General features: G+C 71.4%; 13 protein-coding genes. 9 read left to right on the top strand and 4 right to left on the bottom strand.

The features are described 5' to 3' along the window. The 6 genes from AC6JBM_RS21190 (at position 1) to AC6JBM_RS21165 (ending at position 8,614) form a co-directional block, all read left to right on the top strand. Positions 1 to 2,370: an RICIN domain-containing protein gene (locus tag AC6JBM_RS21190; protein WP_497985302.1), complete on the top strand. Its 2,370-nt coding sequence runs from the start codon at positions 1 to 3 to the stop codon at positions 2,368 to 2,370. A 362-nt stretch (positions 2,371 to 2,732) separates the two neighbouring features. Then, positions 2,733 to 3,797: a sugar ABC transporter substrate-binding protein gene (locus tag AC6JBM_RS21185; RefSeq protein WP_497985301.1), complete on the top strand. Its 1,065-nt coding sequence runs from the start codon at positions 2,733 to 2,735 to the stop codon at positions 3,795 to 3,797. Beyond that, positions 3,794 to 5,317: a sugar ABC transporter ATP-binding protein gene (locus AC6JBM_RS21180; protein ID WP_497985300.1), complete on the top strand. Its 1,524-nt coding sequence runs from the start codon at positions 3,794 to 3,796 to the stop codon at positions 5,315 to 5,317. Before AC6JBM_RS21185 ends, AC6JBM_RS21180 begins: the two co-directional genes overlap by 4 nt. Further along, complete coding sequence (locus AC6JBM_RS21175) at positions 5,310 to 6,362, top strand: ABC transporter permease (RefSeq protein WP_350626601.1); 1,053 nt, start codon at positions 5,310 to 5,312, stop codon at positions 6,360 to 6,362. Before AC6JBM_RS21180 ends, AC6JBM_RS21175 begins: the two co-directional genes overlap by 8 nt. A gap of 30 nt (positions 6,363 to 6,392) precedes the next feature. Continuing rightward, positions 6,393 to 7,703 carry an enolase C-terminal domain-like protein gene (locus AC6JBM_RS21170; RefSeq protein ID WP_497986504.1) on the top strand — a complete coding sequence of 437 codons (1,311 nt, stop codon included), beginning with the start codon at positions 6,393 to 6,395 and terminating at the stop codon, positions 7,701 to 7,703. Beyond that, positions 7,700 to 8,614, top strand: coding sequence for an amidohydrolase family protein (locus AC6JBM_RS21165; RefSeq protein WP_497985299.1), 915 nt, complete (start codon positions 7,700 to 7,702; stop codon positions 8,612 to 8,614). The genes AC6JBM_RS21170 and AC6JBM_RS21165 overlap by 4 nt, the downstream gene beginning before the upstream one ends. Here the strand turns inward: AC6JBM_RS21165 and AC6JBM_RS21160 are convergent. The 3 genes from AC6JBM_RS21160 to AC6JBM_RS21150 all read right to left on the bottom strand — a co-directional run bounded on the left by AC6JBM_RS21160 (position 8,550) and on the right by AC6JBM_RS21150 (position 15,038). After that, positions 8,550 to 9,251: a FadR/GntR family transcriptional regulator gene (locus tag AC6JBM_RS21160; RefSeq protein ID WP_497985298.1), complete on the bottom strand. Its 702-nt coding sequence runs from the start codon at positions 9,249 to 9,251 to the stop codon at positions 8,550 to 8,552. The genes AC6JBM_RS21165 and AC6JBM_RS21160 overlap by 65 nt on opposite strands. A 121-nt stretch (positions 9,252 to 9,372) precedes the next feature. Further along, complete coding sequence (locus AC6JBM_RS21155; RefSeq protein ID WP_497985297.1) at positions 9,373 to 12,162, bottom strand: ABC transporter permease family protein; 2,790 nt, start codon at positions 12,160 to 12,162, stop codon at positions 9,373 to 9,375. Continuing rightward, entirely contained in the window at positions 12,150 to 15,038 is a 2,889-nt protein-coding gene (locus AC6JBM_RS21150) for an ABC transporter permease family protein (protein WP_497985296.1), read from the bottom strand. The genes AC6JBM_RS21155 and AC6JBM_RS21150 overlap by 13 nt, the downstream gene beginning before the upstream one ends. A 511-nt stretch (positions 15,039 to 15,549) precedes the next feature. Here AC6JBM_RS21150 and AC6JBM_RS21145 point away from each other — a divergent pair. Together AC6JBM_RS21145 and AC6JBM_RS21140 are read left to right on the top strand one after the other, a co-directional pair. Further along, entirely contained in the window at positions 15,550 to 17,991 is a 2,442-nt protein-coding gene (locus AC6JBM_RS21145; protein WP_497985295.1) for a non-reducing end alpha-L-arabinofuranosidase family hydrolase, read from the top strand. Between the two features lie 287 nt (positions 17,992 to 18,278). Beyond that, positions 18,279 to 19,676, top strand: a complete 1,398-nt coding sequence (locus AC6JBM_RS21140; protein WP_497985294.1) for a glycoside hydrolase family 6 protein — start codon at positions 18,279 to 18,281, stop codon at positions 19,674 to 19,676. A gap of 385 nt (positions 19,677 to 20,061) precedes the next feature. Here the strand turns inward: AC6JBM_RS21140 and AC6JBM_RS21135 are convergent, their stop codons facing one another. Next, on the bottom strand, positions 20,062 to 21,075 hold the full coding sequence (locus AC6JBM_RS21135; protein WP_497985293.1) for an AraC family transcriptional regulator: 1,014 nt from the start codon (positions 21,073 to 21,075) through the stop codon (positions 20,062 to 20,064). Positions 21,076 to 21,152: 77 nt separating this feature from the next. On the opposite strand from AC6JBM_RS21135, the gene AC6JBM_RS21130 reads away from it, so the two are divergent. Further along, positions 21,153 to 21,545, top strand: coding sequence for an ester cyclase (locus tag AC6JBM_RS21130; protein ID WP_497985292.1), 393 nt, complete (start codon positions 21,153 to 21,155; stop codon positions 21,543 to 21,545). Positions 21,546 to 21,688 lie beyond the last annotated feature (143 nt).

Below are 21,688 nucleotides of genomic sequence, written 5' to 3'. Positions count from 1 at the left end.
ATGTCCAGAGTACGAGCCGTTCTGGTCGCCGCGGCGCTCGTCGTTGCCGGGGGTCTCACCGGCCCGACGGCACCGGCTTCGGCCGCCGTCATGACCACCCTGTCGGTGTCGCCGACGGGCTCCGGCACATCGTGTACCGCCGCGCAACCCTGCTCGCTGACGCAGGCCCAGGCCGCGGTCCGCTCCGCCGCTCCGTCGATGAGCGGGGACATCGTCGTGCAGCTCGCCGGCGGTACGTACACCCTCGGCACACCGCTGACGTTCACCGCCGCGGACTCCGGGGCCAACGGATACACGGTGTCCTGGCAGGCCGCGTCCGGGGCCCGGCCCGTCATCTCCGGCGGGCAGCGGGTCACCGGCTGGACGCTGGCCGACTCCGGGCAGAACATCTGGAAGGCGAACGTCGGCACCGGCGTCGACAGCCGGCAACTCTACGTCGACGGGCGCATCGCCACCCGGGCCCGCACACAGGTCAACCGGGGCGACTTCACGATCTCCACGACGGGGCTCAGCTTCACCAACGGCGCCCTGTCCTACCTCAACAACCTGGCGAACAAGAGCCGGGTCGAGGTGGAGTCGGTGGACTCGTTCACCGACCGGTATGCGCCGGTGCAGTCGATCGCCGGCAACACGATCGCGATGCAGCAGCCCGCGTGGAACAACAACACCTTCGGCTACGACACGCTCAGCAAGCCGTTCCGGGCCGGGCCGCTGTACCTCGTCAACGCCCGCGAGTTCCTCGACGCGGCGGGGGAGTGGTACCTCGACACCGCTGCCGGCGTGCTCTACTACAAGCCGCTCTCCGGACAGGACATGAGCACGGTGGACGTCGAGCTGCCGCGGCTCGAGTCGTTGCTGCGGGTCGGCGGCAGCTACGCCGCGCCGGCGCACAACCTGTCCTTCAGCGGCCTGCAGTTCGCCAACACCAGCTGGCTGCAGCCCAGCACCGGCCAGGGCTACGCCGACCAGCAGACCGGCGCCTACCTCTTCGGCAACCTGAGCCGGCCGGGTGACGCCCTGACGTCGTGCCAGTCGGGCTGTCCGCTGTTCGAGGCCACACGGCCCGGGTGGCGGCAGATGCCGGCCGCGGTGCAGGTCTCGGCGGCCAGCGCCATCACGTTCACCGGCAACCGGTTCACCAACCTCGGCCAGGTCGGGCTCGGCATCGGCAACGACGCCAACGCGCACGCCACCGGCGTCGGCCTCGGCGCTTCGAACGTCACCGTCACCGGCAACACGTTCGACTCGCTCTCGGCCGGAGGGATCGTCGTCGGCGGCGTGCAGGCCGACGCGCACCACCCCAGCGACTCGCGCATGACGAACAGTGGCATCACGATCAGCAACAACGTCATCCATGACGTGGCGATCGAGTACCGCAGCCATGCCGGCGTGCTCATGACCTACACGGCCGGGTCGTCGATCGCCCACAACGAGGTCTACAACCTGCCGTACACCGGCATCGCACTGGGCTACGGCTGGGGCTCCAACGATCCCGGCGGCAGCCAGGACTACATCGACCGCGGGCTCTACAACTATCAGCCGCGGTACACCACCGCCACCGTCGCGGCGAACAACCATGTCACCGCGAACTTCGTCCACGACGTGGTGCAGCAGATGACCGACGGCGGCGCGTTCTACCACCTCTCGGCCAGCCCGGGGACGACCGTCGACCAGAACTACTTCCGTAACACCAACGGCTGGCTCGGCATGTACTTCGACGAGGGCTCGCGGTACGTGTCGGCGTCGAACAACGTCCTCGAGAACGTCGGCACCTGGGCGTACACCCAGGCCTGGGCGAACAACAACACCGGCAACCTGACGCTGACGAACAACTGGACCACGAGCAGCACGACGAACGTCACGACCGGCTCGCGCGGCAACACCAACAGCGGCACGGTCGTCGTCAGCGGCGGGAACTGGCCCAGCGGCGCCCGCGCCGTCATGGCCGCGGCCGGCGTCTCCGGCGGCAGCACCGGCGGCGGTGCCTTCACGCTGCGTGGCCAGGCATCGGGCCGGTGCCTGGACATCACCGGCGCGTCGACGGCCAACGGAGCCCTGGCCGAGATCTGGGACTGCAATGGCGGCGCCAACCAGCAGTTCACCGCGACTGCCGCCGGTGAGCTGCGGGTCTACAACGGGGCCAAGTGCCTCGACGTGCTCGGCCGCGGCACCGCCAACGGCACCGCCGTGGAGATCTGGGACTGCAACGGCCAGACGAACCAGCAGTTCCGGCTCAACAGCAACGGCACGATCACGGCGGTCGGCGCGAACAGGTGTCTTGACGTGAGCGGCAACGGCACGGCAAACGGCACGCGGGTGCAGATCTGGGACTGCGGCGGCGCCGCGAACCAGCAGTGGTCCCGAGCCTGACATCGAGGTGCTCCTGTGATCCGGCCGGTGGCCGCCGCCTTCCCGCGGCGGCCACCGCCATGTCACGCCCGGATCGGCCCCGGGGCCGCGCGACACCGAAACATCAGATGTGTAGTCGGTTGGTCGGCCAAATCTCCCCGCACTCTGGACATCGGCGCACGTCGGATCTATAAAGACATCTGATGAATGTCGCCGCCGGGCGCCGGTGACGACATGCACACCCCTCCAGCGCGGCCCCGCCTGCCAGCGGCCGACACCCCGGCATCCGCGTGCTCGACGCACCCCCCGAGCGCGCCGTGCAGCCGGTCCGACGCCGGCGGCCGCGCTGCGGCATCGAGCGTTCCCACGACCAAGGAGACCCGGTGAACCGCAACGCGCTACTGGGACTGAGCCTGACGGTGGTGCTGAGCACCGTCTCGCTCACCGCTGCCTGCGGCAAGCACGCCGCATCGCCGGACGGGGGTGGATCCGCGCCCCTGATCGGCGTGGACTATCCCCGCTCCGACACGGACTTCTGGAACTCCTACATCAAGTACGTGCCGCAGTCGGCGAAGGAGCTCGGCGTCGAGCTCAAGACGACGAACTCGCAGAACGACATCGCCACCCTGATCTCCAACGTCCAGACGTTTCAGAGCCAGGGCGTCAAGGGCGTGGTGATGGCCCCGCAGGACACGGCCGCGATCGCCCCCACGCTGCAGCAGCTGGCCACCAAGAAGATCCCGGTCGTCACCATCGACACCCGCCCGGACAGCGGCAAGGTCTTCATGGTCGTGCGAGCCGACAACCGCGCCTACGGCACGAACGCCTGCCATTTCCTCGGCACGAAGCTCGGCGGCAAGGGCAAGGTCGTCATGCTGCAGGGCGGCCTGGACTCGATCAACGGCCGGGACCGAACCGAGGCCTTCAACGAGTGCATGAAGCAGGACTACCCCGGCATCACCGTCTTCGGTGAGGCGACGGACTGGAAGGGCGACGTCGCCGCGACGAAACTCCAGACGCGGCTGACCTCCGACCCGGACGTCAAGGGCATCTACATGGAGTCGTCGTTCGCCCTGTCGGGGACGCTGCAGATCCTCCGGCAGCGCGGCCTCCAGGTGCCGCCGACCGACCCCAAGCACGTCTTCATCGTGTCGAACGACGGCATCCCCGAAGAGCTCAAGGACATCAAGGACGGCCTGATCGACGCCACGGTCAGCCAGCCGGCCGACCTGTTCGCCAAATACGGGCTCTACTACGTCAAGGCGGCCATCGAGGGCAAGACGTTCCAGCCGGGCCCGACCGATCACGGCAGCACCATCATCCAGGTCCGCGACGGTGTCCTCGAGGACCAGCTGGCGGCCCCGCTGGTGACGCTGGACGGCGCCACGATCGGCGGCCGGCCGACGGTGAGGTTCGACGACAAGTCGTTGTGGGGCAACAACGCATGAGCTCCACCGGACCGCGGCCGGGCGGCGCACCCGTCGTCGAGGCCGTGCACATCACCAAGCGATTCGGCTCGACGGTCGCGCTCGCCGACGCCGGCATCGTCGTGCGGCCCGGCGAAGCGCACGCCCTCGTGGGGCGCAACGGGGCCGGGAAGTCGACGCTGGTCAGCATCCTGACCGGGTTGCAGGCCCCGGACGCGGGCTCGGTGGCCTTCCACGGGCGGCCCGCGCCGCCGCTCGGCGACCGGCAGGCGTGGCGGCAGCTGGTCGCGTGCGTGTACCAGAAGTCGACGATCATCCCGGCGCTGACCGTTGCCGAGAACCTGTTTCTCAACCGGCACGCCCGCGGGCCCGACCGGCTGATCCGATGGCGGGCACTGCACCGCGACGCCGAGCGGCTGCTGGCCGAATGGTCCGTCGACGTCGATGTCCGCCGGCCGGCGGGGACGCTGTCGGTGGAGCAGCGGCAGTTCGTGGAGATCGCGCGAGCGCTGTCGTTCGGAGCGCGGTTCATCATCCTGGACGAGCCGACCGCGCAGCTCGACGCGGCCGGCATCCTCCGGCTTTTCGAGCGCCTCCGGGCGCTGCGCGAACAGGGCGTGACGTTCCTGTTCATCAGCCACCATCTCCAGGAGGTCTACCAGCTCTGTGACCGGGTGACCGTCCTGCGCGACGCCCGGCACATCCGCACCGCGCCGGTGGCCGAGCTCGACCGTCAGGCGCTGGTGTCGGCGATGACCGGTGAGGACGTCAGCCTGCCCACGGCGGCGCCCCGGCCCCGTGACACCGGCGCCGCGGTCCGGCTCCGCGTGCGGCAGCTGCGCACGCACTCCGGCGCCGAGCTGTCGCTGGACGCGACCGCCGGGGAGGTCGTCGGGATCGCCGGCGGCGGCAGCAGCGGCAAGGTCGAGGTGGCCGAGGCGATTGCGGGTCTGACCCGTCCCGCCTCGGGCAGCGTCGCGGTGGACGGCCGGACGCTGCGGCCGGGCAGCGTCCCGGATGCCCTCGACGCCGGCGTCGGCCTCGTGCCGCAGGACCGGCACCGGGAGGGTCTGGTCCCGCTGCTGAGCATCGCCGAGAACGTGACGATGGCGGTGCCCGGCCGCATCCGGCGGTACGGGCTGCTCTCCCCGGCCCGCCGTGACGGGCTGACCCGGCGGATCATCGGCGAGCTGACCATCAAGGCGGACGGGCCGCAGGTGCCCGCCGCCGAGCTTTCCGGAGGCAATCAGCAGAAGGTCGTCCTGGGCCGGGCGTTGGCCGGTGCGCCGAGGCTGCTGGTCCTCATCACGCCGACCGCCGGCGTCGACGTGCGCTCCAAGCAGACCCTGCTGACCGCCGTGGACGATGCCCGGCAGCGCGGTACCACCGTGCTGGTCGTCTCGGACGATCTCGATGACCTGCGCATCTGCGACCGGGTGCTGGTGATGTTCCAGGGGCGGGTCATCGGCGAGAAACCGTACGGCTGGACCGACCACGAACTCGTTGCCGCGATGGAGGGGGTCGAACTCGACCATGCCTGACGCACTCCCCACCGACACCACGCTCCCGGCCGGCACCGAGCGGCCGCCCGTCGCACCATCTCACTCCCCGCGCCGGCCGCCGGCGATCGCCCGCCTCCGGGACGTGGCGCTGATACCGGCGATCGTCGTGGTCGCGATCGTCGGCTTCATCGTCAATCCCGTGTTCCTCAGCTCGGACAACATCATCAACGTGCTGCAGAGCATGTCGGAGATCTCGATCGTGGTGCTGGCCGAGACCATCGTGCTCATCACCGGCAAGATGGACCTCTCGCTGGAATCGACGTTCGGTCTCGCGCCGGGGGTCGCCGCCTGGCTCATCGTCGATCCGGCCGTCACGCACGGCCTCGGGGTCCACGTGCTGCCGCCGGCGCTGGCCATGCCGGTCGTGCTCGTCATCGGCGCGCTGGTCGGCGCGTTCAACGGGCTGCTCATCGTCCGGTTCGGCCTCAACGGCTTCATCGTCACGCTGGGCATGCTCATCGTCCTGCGTGGCCTGCTGACCGGTATCTCGGGCGGCAAGACGTTCTTCGCGCTGCCGGAGTCGATGACGTACCTCGGCTCCACGGTCTGGCTCGGTGTGCCGGCCTCGGTGTGGGTGTCGCTGTCGCTGTTCGCGATCGGCATCGTCGTGCTCGGTTTCACCCGCCCGGGCCGGGCGCTCTACGCGATCGGTGGCAACGCCGACGCGGCCCGGGCGGCGGGCATCCGCACCGACCGGATCCTCTGGCTCACGCTCATCGTGGCGGGTGCCCTCGCGGCGCTCGCGGGGCTGCTCATCAGCGGGCGGCTGGCCGCGGTACCGGCGGCCCAGGGCAGCGGCGCCATCTTCCAGGTGTTCGCCGCCGCCGTCATCGGCGGCGTCAGTCTCAACGGGGGCAAGGGCACGCTCTTCGGCGCTTTCACCGGCGTCCTCCTGCTGTTCCTGATCCTCAACGTCCTGACGCTGGCCGGCGTGCCCGCCCAGTGGACGAACTTCTTCAACGGCGCCGTCATCCTCGTGGCCCTCGTGGTCTCACGGCTGACCGGCGGCAAGGCCCAGAACTGACCGCCCGCAGCGCGGCCCTATGTCAGGAGCATCGTGACTGAACGCATCTCGTCCGTCGACGTCCTCGATGTGCGGTTCCCGACGTCGCGGCACCGCGACGGATCCGACGCGATGAACCCGTTTCCGGACTACTCCGCGGCCTACGTCGTCCTGCACACCACCGCCGGTGCCCAGGGCCACGGGCTGGTGTTCACCGTCGGTCGCGGCACGGAGATCCAGGTGGCGGCCGTACGGTCACTGGCCACCATGGTGACCGGGCGGGCCGTCGACGAGATCGTCGCCGACCCCGGCGGCCTGGCCCGGCAGCTGATCGGCGACAGCCAGATCCGCTGGCTCGGCCCCGAGAAGGGCGTCGTCCACATGGCCGCCGGCGGGCTCGTCAACGCCGTGTGGGACCTGGCCGCGCGCCGGGCCGGTAGGCCGCTGTGGCAACTGCTGGCGGGACTGTCACCGGAGGCTCTGGTCGCGCAGATCGACTTCCGGTACCTGCGTGACGCGCTCACCGAGGACGAGGCGCTGCAATTGCTGCGGACCGGCGCCGCGGGCCGGCCGGAACGGGAGCGGCTGCTGCTCGACGAGGGGTATCCCGCCTACACCACGACGCCGGGCTGGCTCGGGTACGACGATGCGAAGCTCGAACGGCTCTGCGTCGAGGCGGTCGAGGCCGGGTATCAGCTGATCAAATTGAAGGTCGGCGGCAATCTCGCCGACGACGTACGCCGGATGGGTATCGCCCGCCGGGCCGTCGGGCCGGCGATCCGCATCGCCGTCGACGCCAACCAGATCTGGGGCGTGCCGGACGCCATCCGGTGGATGCGGGAGCTGCGCGGGTTCGATCCGTACTGGATCGAGGAACCCACGTCGCCCGACGACGTGCTCGGCCACGCCGCCGTCCGGCGGGCCCTGGCGCCGATCAAGGTGGCCACCGGTGAGCACGTGCACAACGCGGTGATGTTCAAGCAGCTCCTGCAGGCGGGCGCCGTGGACGTGGTGCAGATCGACGCGTGCCGGGTCGGCGGCGTCAACGAAAACCTCGCGATTCTCTTGCTGGCCGCCAAGTTCGGGGTGCCGGTCTGCCCCCATGCCGGCGGGGTCGGGCTGTGCGAGCTGGTGCAGCATCTGGCCCTGTTCGACTATGCGGCGGTGAGCGGCACCACCGAGAACCGCTTCATCGAGTACGTCGACCACCTGCACGAGCACTTCACCGACCCGGTGCGGATCCAGGGCGGCCGGTACGCCGCACCGACGGCGCCCGGCATGAGCGCGCAGATCGTGCCGGCATCGCTGGCCGCGTACCGGTTCCCGGACGGCCCGGCGTGGGCGATCGGGGAGGCGGCATGATCATCGACGCTCATCACCACCTCTGGCAGTCGGAGCGCGGCTATCAATGGCTGGACGAGCCCGGCCTGGAGCGGATCCGGCGGCCGTTCGGCGCCGCCGATCTGATCGCCGAGCTCGATGCCAACGGCGTGGACGCCACCGTGCTCGTCGAGGGTGGGCGGTGCCACCCGGACGAGGCGGCGGACCTGCTGGCCCTCGCCACAGACACCGAGCCGATCGCGGGCGTCGTGGCGTGGATCGACATCGCGGCCGCTGACGTGACGGAGACCGTGGAGCGCTACCGCCGGTTGGACGGCGGCGAGCTGCTCGTCGGCGTGCGCGCGCAGGTGCAGGGCGAAGCCGATCCCGGCTACCTCGACCGCCCCGAGGTCCGGCGCGGCCTCGCCGCGGTCGGCGCCGCCGGGCTGGTGTTCGACCTCGTCATCCGGGCCGACCAGCTGCCCGCCGCCGCCCGGGCCGCGGCGGCGGTCGGCGAACTCCGGTTCGTGCTGGACCATCTCGGCAAGCCCCGCATCGGCGCGGGCGAGGCCGGGCTGCGGTCGTGGCGGGAGCCGTTCGCCGCGTTGGCCGCCCAGCCCAACGTCACGGCCAAGCTGTCCGGGATGGTCACCGAGGCGGCCCCGGGCTGGACCGCCGACGATCTCGTCCCGTTCGTCGCGGCCGCCGTGCGGGAATTCGGACCAGAACGTCTGATGTTTGGCTCCGACTGGCCGGTGTGCCTGCTCGCCTCCAGCTATCACGGCGTGCGCGATGCGCTGGCCGGGGCGTTGCCGGCCCTGCCGGCGGCGCAGCTCGGCGAGATCTACGCCGGCACGGCGACGCGGATCTACGGCCTGGCGGATCGGATCAGGCCGGCTCGTTCGACGCCCGATCCGCCAGCACCGCGCGCAGCCACGCCTCCGAGGTGTTGACGTGCAGCAGGGCGCTGGCCTGCGCCAGCAGCTGGTCCCGGGCGCGCAGCGCCCGGTAGATCGCGTCGTGCTCCTCGATGGTGGTGTGCGCGGAGTTGCCCTCGATCAGCCCGCGCCACACCCGCGCCCGCAGCGTGCGGCTGGACAGGCCGTCCATCAGGGTGGTCAGGGTCTCGTTCCCGGTGGCGGCGATGACGGTGCGGTGAAACGCGGTGTCGAAGTGGATGAGCTTCTCGTGGTCGTCGGCGGCGGCGCGCATGTCGTCGAGGATCCCGCCGAGCTCGTCGAGCTGTCCGTCGGACAGGCGCACCGCCGCCAGGCCGGTGGCGACCGGCTCCAGCATCCGGCGGACCTCCATCACCTCCAGCAGTGTGTCGTCCTGCAGCAGCTCGACCGCCAGTCCGAGGCCCTCCAGCAGCAGGCGCGGCGCCAGGCTGGTGACGTAGGTCCCGTCACCGCGGCGGACATCGAGGACCCGGGCTGATTCGAGGGCCTTCACCGCCTCGCGGACGCCGCTGCGCGACAGCCCCATCTGCGTGGCGAGCTGTGGTTCCGGCGGCAGCCGCGAGCCGGGCGGCAGCTCCCCGCTCTGGATCATCGCCCGGATCTTGGTGATCGCCTCGTCGGTCAGTGCCACCGTCTCTCCCTCGCGCACGCCCTGTCCACCGCTGCTCACTATAGAGACATCTGATGTCTGGTCGCCGAGAAGGCGCCAAGCACCCGGTCGGCCCGCGGCCCGCCCGTCCGGTCCGGGCGCGTCACTGCGGTATCGCGGTCCCGATGAGCAGCCAGGTGATCGCGGCGCAGGCGGCGCCGATCGGCACCGCGGCGATGACGAGGGCCGCCGGCGACCACCACGCCACGCGGCGCGTCACGCGAGCCGGCAGGCCCTGGACACGCAGGGCGGCCAGCTCCGCGCGAGGCGCGGTTGCCGTCGTGACGGCCAGGCCCGCGACGCCGAGCAGCACCGAGAGTGCCCCGGCGAGCAGGAAGAACCGCAGGGCAAGGGCCGAACCGGCCCGGCCCAGGACCGCGCGTTCGTCGGCGACGGTGCGCCGGCCGACGATCCTCAGCCCCGCCGCGGTGAGTGCCTCGGTGATCGATGCCGGGGCGTCGCGGGCGAGCCACACCTCACCGCGGCCGGTGAGGTCGGAGTCGGTCGACGCCCGGTCGGCCGCCTCCAGATCCACGAGCGCGCCGCGCCGCCCGAGCCGGGGCAGCCGGTCGGCGTGCCCGACGACGGTCCCGCCGACCGTGCCGTCGAACGCGGCGTAGACCCCGTCGGGTGGAAGCGGGCCGGTCGACACCAGCGCGAGGGCGGCCGGGACGTCCGGCGGGAGGAGACTGCCGGCCTCGCGGCGCGGTGACGGCGGCAGCGTGACCTCGAGGCCGCCGCCGGCGACGGCGGCGCTCGCGCCGGGTGGCATCCGCCAGCCGGCGCCGAACGGCTGCCCCTGGATGGTATGCAGCGTGAGCCGGGCCGGTGCTCCGACGTAGGTCGGCAGCCCGACCTGCATCGAGACGAGCCGGCAACCGGCAGCGCAGGCCGGCGCTGGGGCGGTGTAGATGTGCCGGCCGAGCGCGATCGACCCGAAGTCGATCTGGACTCGCTGGACGCCGCCGGCCGGCGCGACGAGCGCCGTCAGCGTGGCCGGCTTGCCTGCGAGGTCGACGGCGGTCAGGTCGGCGTCGACGGTGGCGCCGGTCAGCGTGACACCGGGGCCGGCCGCCGGCCGGAGCCGGGACGCGAGCGCCGACACCGGTTCGGGCGAGTAGTCGGCGGGCCAGTACGCCACCGCGGCGAGCCGCGCCGAGTCGACCGCGAGGGAGGACGGCAAGGTCGTGCTGACGGCCGGGATCGGCACGGCCGCCATCGCGTAACGGCCGTCCGGGTCCGCCGCCCTGGTGGCCCGCAGCAGGTGCGTCCGGGTGGTCTGGTCGATCAACAGGACGGTCGGCGCGCCGAGTGTCAGCTCGGCCCGGTACCGCTGATCGCGGTCGGCGACCACCGTCGCGAGACCGGCGAAGCCGAATGAGCCGAACGCCACGACGAGCAGGACCAGCAGCCGGTGCGCGGCCGGGCGCCGGGCCAGCCGGAACGCGGTGAGCGCGGCGACCAGGGCACCGCGGCGCAGGTACCGCCCGGCCAGCCGGGCCGACAGCGGCCGGAGCAGGCGGGCCGCGAGCAGCGCCAGCCCGGCGATGACCAGGGCCGGGGCGATGAGCGTGACGCCGGTCAGCACACCGCTGCGCCGCTGCAGGATCGCGGCACCGGCGAGCAGGACGAGGAGCGTCTCCACAACCAGTGTCCGCGCCCGGGTGGTGTTGCGGTCCACGTCCCGCAGCAGTTCGACGACCGGTGCCCGGACGGTGCGCACCTGGACGGCCACGCCGGCGAGCAGCGACCCCAGGACGGCGATGCCGGCGTAGGGCAGCACGGCGGCGTCCATGCGGGCCGGTGCGGGGGCGACCGCGCCGACGATCAGCCGGCCCAGGAGCACGCCGACCGGGGCACCGGCGAGCACGGCCAGCGTCGTCCCGCCCGCCGCGAGCCACCAGAGGACCCGCCTGGGCACACCCCGCAGCGCGACGACGCCGAACTCGTAGCGGTTCGCGCGGGCGACGCCGGCGACCGCGAGCAGGATCACCGCCCAGGCGAGGACGACGACGGGGATCGCGGCCAGCGGCATGACCTCGTGGGCCTGCTCGCGGCTGCGATCGATGCGGTCGAGCAGGTCGGGCAGCGCGGTGCTGACGCTGACGCGTCCGGCCTCGTCGTTCTGGGCTTCGGCGAGCCAGCCGCGCAGCGCCGGGAGCCGTTCGACGGTGATCGCGCCGTCGGTCGCGTGGGCCTCGAACGACTGCAGCTCGCGCGGGTGGTCGATGCCGGCCAGGGTGTTGCGCGCGACGTACATCGGATCGTTCTGGTAGTCCTGCTCGCTGCGGGTGCCGTGCCCCCAGTACAGGTCGGCCGGGTCGCGCGGCCGGACCAGCCCGACCACCGTCATCGTCCACGGGCCGCCGGCGGGGACGAACACGTTGCTCGCGCTGTCGAAGGTGGCGGCCTGGTCGCTCACCCGGTCGCCGACGGCGAGCCCGAGCCGTGCGGCGACCGCCTCGCTGAGGACCGTCTCGCCGCCGCCCATCAGGCACCGCCCGGCCACGACGACGACCTGCGCGCACAGATCCTCACGGAACGCGACGCGGCGGACCTGGTCGCTGCCGGCGCGGTCCTGGCCGGCCGGCATCGCCAGGAACTCGGTGCTGAAGACGCTGACGAACCCGCTGAGCTGGACCTTCTCGGCGGCGAGTCGCTCGAAGTCCTCGGGCATGGCACCGCCCGAGGCCCGCTGGACCGGCGCCGACACCCAGATCGTGCGCTCGGCGCCGGCGGCATGCCGGACCTCGCCGGCGACCACCGCCCGGTCGATCGACGTCTGGTAGACCGGCGCTGCCACCGCTGCGGCCGTGGCCAGCACCGCGAGGAGCCACAGTGCCAGCGCCTGGCCGTGCCGGGCGCGCAGCATCGCGAGCATCAACGCCGCCATGCGCGCCTCCGGCCTTGGTACTGCGGGGCCAGCGCGCACCCGCCGAACAGCGCCACGACGACCGCCGTGGCGCTGAGCAGGGCCAGCGCCGCCGCGCTGTGGGTGCCGGCCGAGGCCGGCCAGGCATCGGTGAACACCGGTATGGGCGGATGGGTGATCGCCCGGGCCACGGCGGCGGCCAGTGCGCCGGTCAGCGCGGCCAGCGCGGCCGGGACCAGCGCCGCCCAGCGGCCCGCGGCGCGCAGCGCGCGAGCCGGCACGCCCTGGCGGCGCAGCGCCTGGAACTCCTCGGCGCGGGCCCGGCGCTGGACGGCCGCGATGACCAGCAGCGCGATCGCGGCGGCCAGCAACCCGGCCCCGCTCATCAGCACGCCGAAGCGGGCCGCGGCGGCGGGGCCGAACCGGGCCTGCCGGGCGTCGGCCGCGCCGACCGAGTCCTCGGCCACGATCGTCAGCCCAGCGTCGCGGAGCCGGTCGAGCACGTCGGCCGGCGCGCCGGGGGAGAGCCAGACCTGCTGCCGTTCGGCTCGCGGCGCGCCGCCGGCGACCCGATCGGCGTACTCGAGATCGACGAGGATTCCGTGTGTGCCGGCCCCCGGCAGCAGCGGCGCGGCGATCGGCTCGACGGGCACGGCCCGGCTGCCGAAGGGGTCGATGGTGCCGGTGCCCCGCGTATCGGTCGGCGGCAGCCGTCCGGCGACCGCGGCCGGCAGCGGCACGGGCGCGTCGACGACGTAGAGCCGGTCGTCGACCGGCAGTTTCGACAGGCCGGCCGGGACGGTGGCGAGCGCGAGGCGCCCGTCGTACGAGCGCATGCTGATCGTCGCGGCGATGTTGCCGGCGCCGGTGCGCCAGCGGCCGGCGTCGGCGAAGACGGCCGGCGTGATCACGGTCTTGCCGTCGGTGTCGAGCTGCCGCAGTTCGACCGCGCGCCCGCTGAGGAGTTCGAACGAGACGAGCCGGCAGCCGGAGCGGCAGTCGGGCACGCTCGCGCCGGCCGGGCCGCGCCCGCCGTCGACGGGGGTGAACCGGGCGGTCACCGGGGCGCCGGTGGCCGCGACGACGAGCGTGGCCAGCAGCACCGGCGGCCCTGCCGGTGGGTCGGCGCCCGCGTCGGGCAGATCGTCGGCGGCCGGCACGCTCGCCATCAAGGTGAGGCTGGTGCCGGAGAACGTGATCGGTGGCGGTGCCGGTGGCCGCAGCCGGCTGGTGTCCAGCGATGCCGGGGCGGCGAGCACGTACGGCAGCCGGGGCGAGTCGACCGCGAGCACCGGCACGCCGCCCGGGCCGGATCCGGCGACGACGGCCATCGCCTGCCGTCCGCCCGGGTCGGCGGCGCGGACGGCGTTGAGCAGGCGGACCCGGTCGCCGGGTGCGACGGTGAGGACCCGCTGGCCGCCGGCCTCGACCGCGGACCGGTGGTGCCGGGCATCACTCGCCTCGGCCCAGTGCTGCCCCGCCAGCCCGAAAAGGCAGCCGGCCGCGGTGAGCAGGGGCAGCATGCGGTACGCCGATGAACGCCGGGCCAGGAGCAGCGCGCCGAATCCGGCCGCGACCCGCCCGTTGACGAGCGCCGAACGGCCCACGGCCGTCGCCGCGGGCACCAGGATCCGGCCCGCGAGGACCGCCGCCGACGCGGCGAGCATGCCCGGGGCGAGCAGCTGTACGCCGATGGGCCTGCTGGTGGCGAGGGTCTGGTAGATGCTCGCCGCGGCGAGCCCGAGCACGCAGACCTCGACGACGGCGGCGCCGAGCCGCGGCGGCCGCGCAGCGGCGGCGTGCAGGAGCCGTTCGACCGGCAGCCCGGTGGTCCGCCAGTCGGCCAGGACCGCGGCGGCCAGGCCGGCGGCCAGGACACCACCGGCGATCGGCAGCCGGTCCGGCCCGTCGGCGAGCACCCCGATGAGCGCGCCGGCCGCCGTCCCGGCCGCGATCGGCACTCCGGTCTGCCCGCTGGTAGCCGCGACCAGCCGCCAGCGCCGGGCACCCCGCAGCGCGAGTTGTGCGACGTCGGACCGGTGCTCCTCGGCGGCGTACCGCGCGGCGACCGCCATCGCGATCCAGCCGATGACGGCCAGCTGGGCCGCCGCCAGCCACACGCCGCGCATCACGACCTGCCGGTCGGCGGCGATCCGCTCGGCGAGAGCCCCGCCGGTCGTGCTGACCTGGAGCGGGACGCGACGCATCCGGTCCACGGCGGCCGTGAGGTCGCCGCCGCGGGTGAACACCTGGGGGCTGAGCATCGCGTCGAAGGTGGCCCGGACCGTGGCCCCGGCGGTGGCCACGGTGTCGAAGGTCGTCCAAGCGGCGTCGCCGGCGGTGGTCCAGTACCAGGACAGCGGGTCGGCCGGGTGATAGGTGCCGGCCAGCCGGAGCGGCCGCCGCGCCGAGGCCGGGCCGACGGTCACCTCGAGCCGGTCGCCGACGCGCACACCCAGCCGTTCGGCGCTCTGGGTGCTGAGGATGACGTCGCCGGTCGCTTGTGGACAGTGCCCGTCGATGACGGCGCTGGCGCAGAACCCTTCGCGGTAGCGCAGCGGCATGGGCAGGTGCTGTTCGCCGGCGGAGACCGTGCCGGCGAGCTCGACGCCGACCGCCTGACCGTCGACCGGCAGCGCCAGGGCCCGCTGGGCGGTGGCTGCGAACGTCTGCATGACCGTCTCGCCGGCCAGGTCGACCGCCACCGTGCCGGTCGCCGAGACGGTCCGGCCGTCCGGCGGGGTCGCCGCGATGCGTGCGGTCGCGGCGGTGTCGGTGGCGCGGTGCGCGTACCAGGGCACGAGGCTCAGCCCGGTGCTGAGGAGCGCGGCGAGCAGGAACATGCCGGTGGACACCACCCGGCGGGCGACGATCGCCGTCCAGATCAGCGCAATCATGCGCCGGCCCGATTCACCGGATCAGTGTATGGACAATCGGGTCGGCGGCAATCTCGTGCGGAGACGGCACTGACGCTGACGGCCCCCGGCCGCCGCGCTCTGCCCCGGCGTGATCGCTTGGGCTCGGGCGAGGAGCCTGCGCATCGAAATTTGCGGCCGGGTCATGAAATTTTCGCGGGGACCTCCGCCCGTGAAGTACTGGAGAATCTCGGCTTTTCAAACGGCAATATATTGGCATCCGAAAACTGTTATGAATGCATCGCCGGCCGAGTCGTCATTGAAATTTGCGTACCGCGGCCGGCGGTTTTCAAACGATGCGCAGCCGCTCTCAAGTGCCAGGACGTGCGTCAATGTGCGACCTCTGGGTCGAGACAATGGTCGGTGTACTTGAATGTTCCGAAGGGGTCTGGCAGCCTCGCGAATCTGGGCGTAAGCGGTTGCTCGGCATCGCCGGCGACGAGTGTGTGAGCGCTCACGCGATCGGTTGTTTACCGGAAGTCAGGAGGCCAGCGTGGCTGAAAAACCCTCCGCCCGTCGTGGCGGGGCTCGGCGGAAACGATCACTCGGCATCCGAGCGACCATCGCCGGTTTGGTCGGTGTCGTGGTGGTGGGTGCGGCCGCGGTGATGATGCCGTCGGCGAGCGCCGCCGCGAGCACGCTCGGTGCGGCGGCCGCGCAGTCCGGGCGGTACTTCGGCACGGCGATCGCCGCGGGCCGGCTCGGCGACTCGACGTACACCACGATCGCCGGGCGTGAGTTCAACATGATCACGGCCGAGAACGAGATGAAGCCCGATGCCACGGAACCGCAGCGTGGTCAGTTCAATTTCAGTGCCGGCGACCAGATCTACAACTGGGCGACGCAGCGCGGCATGAAGGTGCGAGGCCACACCCTGGCCTGGCACGGCCAGCAGCCCGGGTGGATGCAGAGCCTGTCCGGCTCCAATCTCCGGCAGGCGATGATCGACCACATCAACGGGGTGATGGCCCACTACAAGGGCAAGCTGGCGTACTGGGACGTGGTGAACGAGGCGTTCAACGAGGACGGCAGCCGCCGGCAGTCCAACTTGCAGGCGACCGGTAACGACTGGATCGAGGTGGCGTTCCGGACGGCCCGCACTGCGGACCCGAACGTCAAGCTGTGCTACAACGACTACAACATCGAGAACTGGTCGTACGGCAAGACGCAGGGCGTGTACAACATGATCCGGGACTTCAAGTCCCGCGGTGTGCCGATCGACTGCGTCGGGTTGCAGACGCACTTCACCGGGGGCAGTTCGCTGCCGTCGAACTTCCAGACGACGTTGTCGAGCTTCGCCGCGCTCGGTGTGGACGTGGCGCTGACCGAGGTCGACGTCACCAACGCGTCGACGTCGCAGTACGCCGGGCTGACCCAGGCCTGCATGAACGTGCCGCGCTGCGTCGGCATCACCGTGTGGGGCGTGCGGGACAGCGACTCGTGGCGCTCCGGTGAGAGCCCGCTGCTGTTCGACGGCGGCGGCAACAAGAAGGCCGCCTACACCTCGGTCCTCAACGCCCTCAACGCCGCCGGCCCGACCACCTCGCCCACGACGAGCACCTCCCCGAACACCTCCCCGAACACTCCTGGCGGCACCAACGAGATCGTGGGATCGCAGTCCGGCCGGTGCATCGACGTGCCCAACGCGACCCAGAGCAACGGCACCCGGGTGCAGCTGTACGACTGCCACGGACAGTCGAACCAGCAGTGGACCTACACGTCCAGCAAACAGCTGCAGGTGTACGGCGGCAAGTGCCTCGACGCCAACGGTGCGGCCACCGCCAACGGCACGGCCATCATCATCTGGGACTGCAACGGCGGGGCCAACCAGCAGTGGAACGTCAACGCCAACGGCACGATCACCGGCGTGCAGTCCGGGCGCTGCCTGGACGTGTGGGGCACCGGCAACGGCCAGCAGGTCCAGCTCTACGACTGCAACGGGCAGGCCAACCAGCAGTTCAAGCTCGTTTCGCTCGGTGGACCCACGTCGCCGCCCCCGTCGTCGCCGTCGCAGTCCCCGGGCGGGTCGTGCCCGCTGCCGACGTCGTACCGCTGGTCGTCGACGGGTGCGCTGGCCAGCCCGGCGAACGGGTGGGTGTCACTCAAGGACTTCACAAACGTCGTCTACAACGGCAAGCACCTGGTCTACGGATCCAACGTCTCCAGCGGCGGGTCGTACGGCTCCATGAACTTCAGCACCTTCACGAACTGGTCCGACATGGCCTCGGCCACGCAGACCGGGATGGGTCAGGCCACGGTCGCGCCCACGTTGTTCTACTTCGCCCCGAAGAACATCTGGGTGCTGGCCTACCAGTGGGGTCCGAACGCCTTCAACTACAAGACCTCCAGCGATCCGACCAACGCCAACGGCTGGTCCGCACCGCAGGCGCTGTTCACCGGGAGCATCTCCAACTCCAGCACCGGCGTCATCGACCAGACGCTCATCGGCGACGGCCAGAACATGTACCTGTTCTTCGCCGGTGACAACGGCAACATCTACCGGGCGAGCATGCCGATCGGCAACTTCCCCGGCAACTTCGGGTCGAGCTACACGACGGTCATGAGCGACTCGCAGTACAACCTCTTCGAGGCGGTCGAGGTTTACAAGGTCCAGGGCCAGAACCAGTACCTGATGATCGTCGAGGCGATCGGCAGCCAGGGGCGGTACTTCCGTTCCTTCACGTCCTCCAGCCTGAGCGGCTCGTGGACCCCGAACGCCGCCAGCGAGAGCAACCCCTTCGCGGGCAAGGCCAACAGCGGTGCCAGTTGGACCAACGACATCAGCCACGGGGATCTGGTCCGCAGCAACCCCGACCAGACCAAGACCATCGATCCGTGCAACCTGCAGTTGCTGTACCAGGGGAAGAACCCCAGCGCCGGCGGTGACTACAACCTGCTGCCGTGGCGACCGGGTGTGCTGACGCTGCAGCGCTGAGGGTCTCAACACGCCGCGGCGCCCCAGGCGTGCGCGGGCTCGTGAAAGGCGGTCGTCAGGCCGTTGCGGTCACTCATGCGGGTGACCGCAACGACCTGGCGCAGTTCCTGGCCGGCGGTCGTGGCGACGCCGGTTGCCGGGCTGCGGAAATGGATGTTTCACGCGCTCGCCACGGCCGGACGGTTGCACGGGTTGCTGGAGTGGACCGTTCGCGGGTTGGCGGCGATGATGGGCGCCAATCCCGTACCGCTCGACGTGAATCGATGTCACGACCTGAAGGAGTCTCCGTGTCCACACATCGCCCCCGTCGGCGCCGGGTCGTGGCCGCCGCGGCCGCGGCGGCCTGTGTCGCCTTCGCCGCCGGCTGGTTCGTGACCGGCTCGGCCTCGGCCGGCACGCTGTCCGGCACCCTCTACCGCGACCCTGACTCGCAGGTCGTGCGCTGGGTCTCGGCGAACCCGAACGACTCGCGTATGCCCGTCATCCGCGACAAGGTCGCCAGCCAGTCGCAGGCGCGCTGGATGGCGAACTTCAACGTCTCCACCGTGCAGTCCGAGGTGTCCTCGTTCGTGAGCGCCGCCAACGCCGTGAACCAGGTGCCCGTGCTCACGTCCTACGCGATCCCGAACCGCGACTGCGGCGGGGCGAGTGCCGGCGGCGCTCCGGACCTCAACCAGTACCAGCAATGGATCTCCGGCTACGCCCGGGGTCTCGGCAGCCGGACCGTCATCGTCATCATGGAGACCGACGCGCTGGCCCTGCAGACCTGCCTGAGCAGCAGCGAGGTCCAGCAGCGCGACCAGGCGATCAGCACCGCGGTGCAGACGCTGAAAACCGCAAACCCCAACGCCAAGGTGTACCTCGACGGCGGCCACTCCGCCTGGAACTCCGCCTCGGACCAGGGTTCCCGGCTGGTCGCCGCCGGCGTGCAGTACGCCGACGGGTTCTTCACGAACGTCTCGAACTTCCAGCCGCTGGGCAACGAACTCTCCTACGGCCGGTCGATCATCTCGTACCTGCAGGGCCGCGGCATCAACGGCAAGCACCAGGTCATCGACACCAGCCGCAACGGTGGGGCGGCCGGCGACTGGTGCGCCGACGACAACACCGACCGCCGCATCGGCAACTACCCGACGCTGAACACGGGCGACGCCAACGTCGACGGGTACCTGTGGATCAAGCCGCCCGGCGAGGCCGACGGCTGTGCCTACACGGCCGGCAGCTTCCAGGCCGGCCTCGCCTACAGCCTGGCCGCCAGCGCGCCGTACCCGCCGGCCGGATCCCCGACCGCCTCACCGTCGGCCAGCCGCTCCAGTAGCTCCCCCTCGGCCTCGCCGTCGGCGTCCCGCTCGCCGAGCGCGTCACCGTCCCCGAGCCGCTCGTCCGGCGGCGGCGCGTGCAGCGCAACGTACCAGACCGCCAGCGCCTGGCAGGGCGGATTCCAGGCCGCCGTCACCGTCACCGCGGGGGCATCGCCGATCAGCAGCTGGACGGTGACCTGGACGCTCGCGAGCGGCCAGTCGATCACCCAGCTCTGGAACGGTGCGCTCACCACCAGCGGCTCGAACGTCACGGTGCGCAACTTGGCGTACAACGGCTCGCTCGGGGCCGGCAGCTCGACGCAGTTCGGCTTCACCGGAACCGGCAACGCCTCGACGCCGACGCTGACCTGCACCGCCGCCTGAGCTGATGCTCCGGGGCGCGGACCCTCTGCGGTCCGCGCCCCGGAGCAGTGTTCGTCGGGGTCGAGGCGATCGCTCGTCCGATCTGGTAGAAGGAACGGGTGGTGATCGAGCCGGCCACGGCCGAGGACGTGGCGTCCATTGCCCGGATCAGCCGGGCGGTCGGCCAGCCGGAGGCCGGTTCGGGCGCCGATCCGGCGTAGGTGTCGCATCTGTTGCGTAACGGTGCCGTCCGGGTGGCCCGCGACGGAGGCGGCAACGTCCTCACCGATCTGTTCGTCGACCCGCAGCATCACGGCCGAGGCTTCGGTGGGGCGCTGCTGCGTACAGCTGCCGGTTACCTGGGTCTACTCACCCGGCCTCGGCTGAGTCGCCGGGCGCGTCGGCGTCAGTTTCCGTTCGCGGCCGGGTGCGGTGGCTGCCGTGTCTGGTTGCGGAACTGTGCGGGCGATGAGCCGACCACGCGGCGGAACGCGGTGCTGAACGCGCTCTCGGACAGGTAGCCCGTGGCCCGTGCCAGCTCGGAGATCGACAGCGTGTCGCGGGCGAGGGCGTCGCGCGCGAGGCTCATGCGCCATTGGATCAGGTACTCCAACGGCGGGACCCCGACGTGGCTCTTGAAGGCCTGGGCGAACGCGGAACGCGACATGTGGCTGATCTCGGCGAGCTCCTTGAGGCTCCAGGAGTGGGCCACGTCCGCGTGCACGGCGCGCAGGGCGGCACCGATGCCGTCCTCGTTCAGGGCGCCCAGCCAGCCTGTGGGCCGGTCTGTCTGACCGGCGTGTGCACGCAGCATGTGCACGAGCAGGATCTGTGCGAGGTGGTTCTGCACCAGCGGGCCGCCGGCGGCGGCGACCCCGACCTCGGCGGCCAAAAGATCGATCAGCTGCGCGAGCCGCCCGCCGTGCGGATCGGCCACGCGGACGATCACGAGCGGCGGCAGAAGATCGGTCAGCAGGGCCGCGTTGCTGTCGTCGAACGCGATGTGCCCGACGCAGAGGTAGAGGTCCACCTCGGACTCCGGGCCGATCCGCACGAACCCGTCTTCGGCACCCGCCAACACCGGCTCCGCCGGGCGCGGGCTGGCGTCGAGCGTGCTGGCCAGCACGTAAGGCGGCGGGTTGCCCAGCATGAAGGTGTCACCCTCCTGCAGGAGCACCGGCTCGTGCCCTTCGAGGATCAACCAGCACGTGCCGCGCACGAGGCCGCCGATCCGCACGTGCAGGAACGGGTCGAAGCGCAACGCCCACTCTCCCGTGGCCCGCAGGCTGGGCCCGATCACCGTGCGGGGCCGGAGCAGACCGATCGCGTCAGCCACCGGATCCCGAAAACCGAGCACCGAGCACTCCTCCTGGACGATGCGTAAAGAATTTCGGACTTTGCACGATGGATCGTACTGCAACGTTGGCGCAGTATCGATGTTGCAGGTGAACCACGAGCACACGAGTACAGCCCGGACGTCGGGCGAGAAAGGCAGTCATGTCCGACTTCAACATCCGCGAGTTCTATGACCGCTATTGCGATGCGCTCAACGCGCATGAGTTCGACCGCATGGACGAGTTCGTCAGCGAGTCCATCCTCTCGCACGGCCAGTCGGCCACTCGAGCGGACGTCGTCGCGGCGCTCAAAGGTATCGCCGACGCGGTTCCCGACATCCACTGGGAGATCAAGGAGGTGGTGATCCACGGTGAAACTCTGGCCTGCCACTCCGTCAACCACGGCACCCCCACCAAGGAATGGCTCGGGGTGGCTCCCACGGGCGCTCGGATCGAGATCGACGAGGTCGCCATGTACCGGGTCCGCGACGGAAAGTTCGTGCAGATGTCGAACGTCCACGACGTCGAGGCCCTGAAGAAGCAACTCGCGGGCTGACCCGGTCGGGCTCAGCCGCGCAGGTCCCGCATGCGGCGCCTCGCCCGGACGGACGAGGCGCCGCATGCTCAAGCTTGCCCAGCGCGCTCCCGGCTACGCCATCGCCGCCAACGGCCGGTCTCCCGCGGCCCGAGACGACCGTC

This window comes from Dactylosporangium thailandense, assembly GCF_059739745.1.
This window is presented reverse-complemented; position numbering and strand designations above follow the sequence as displayed.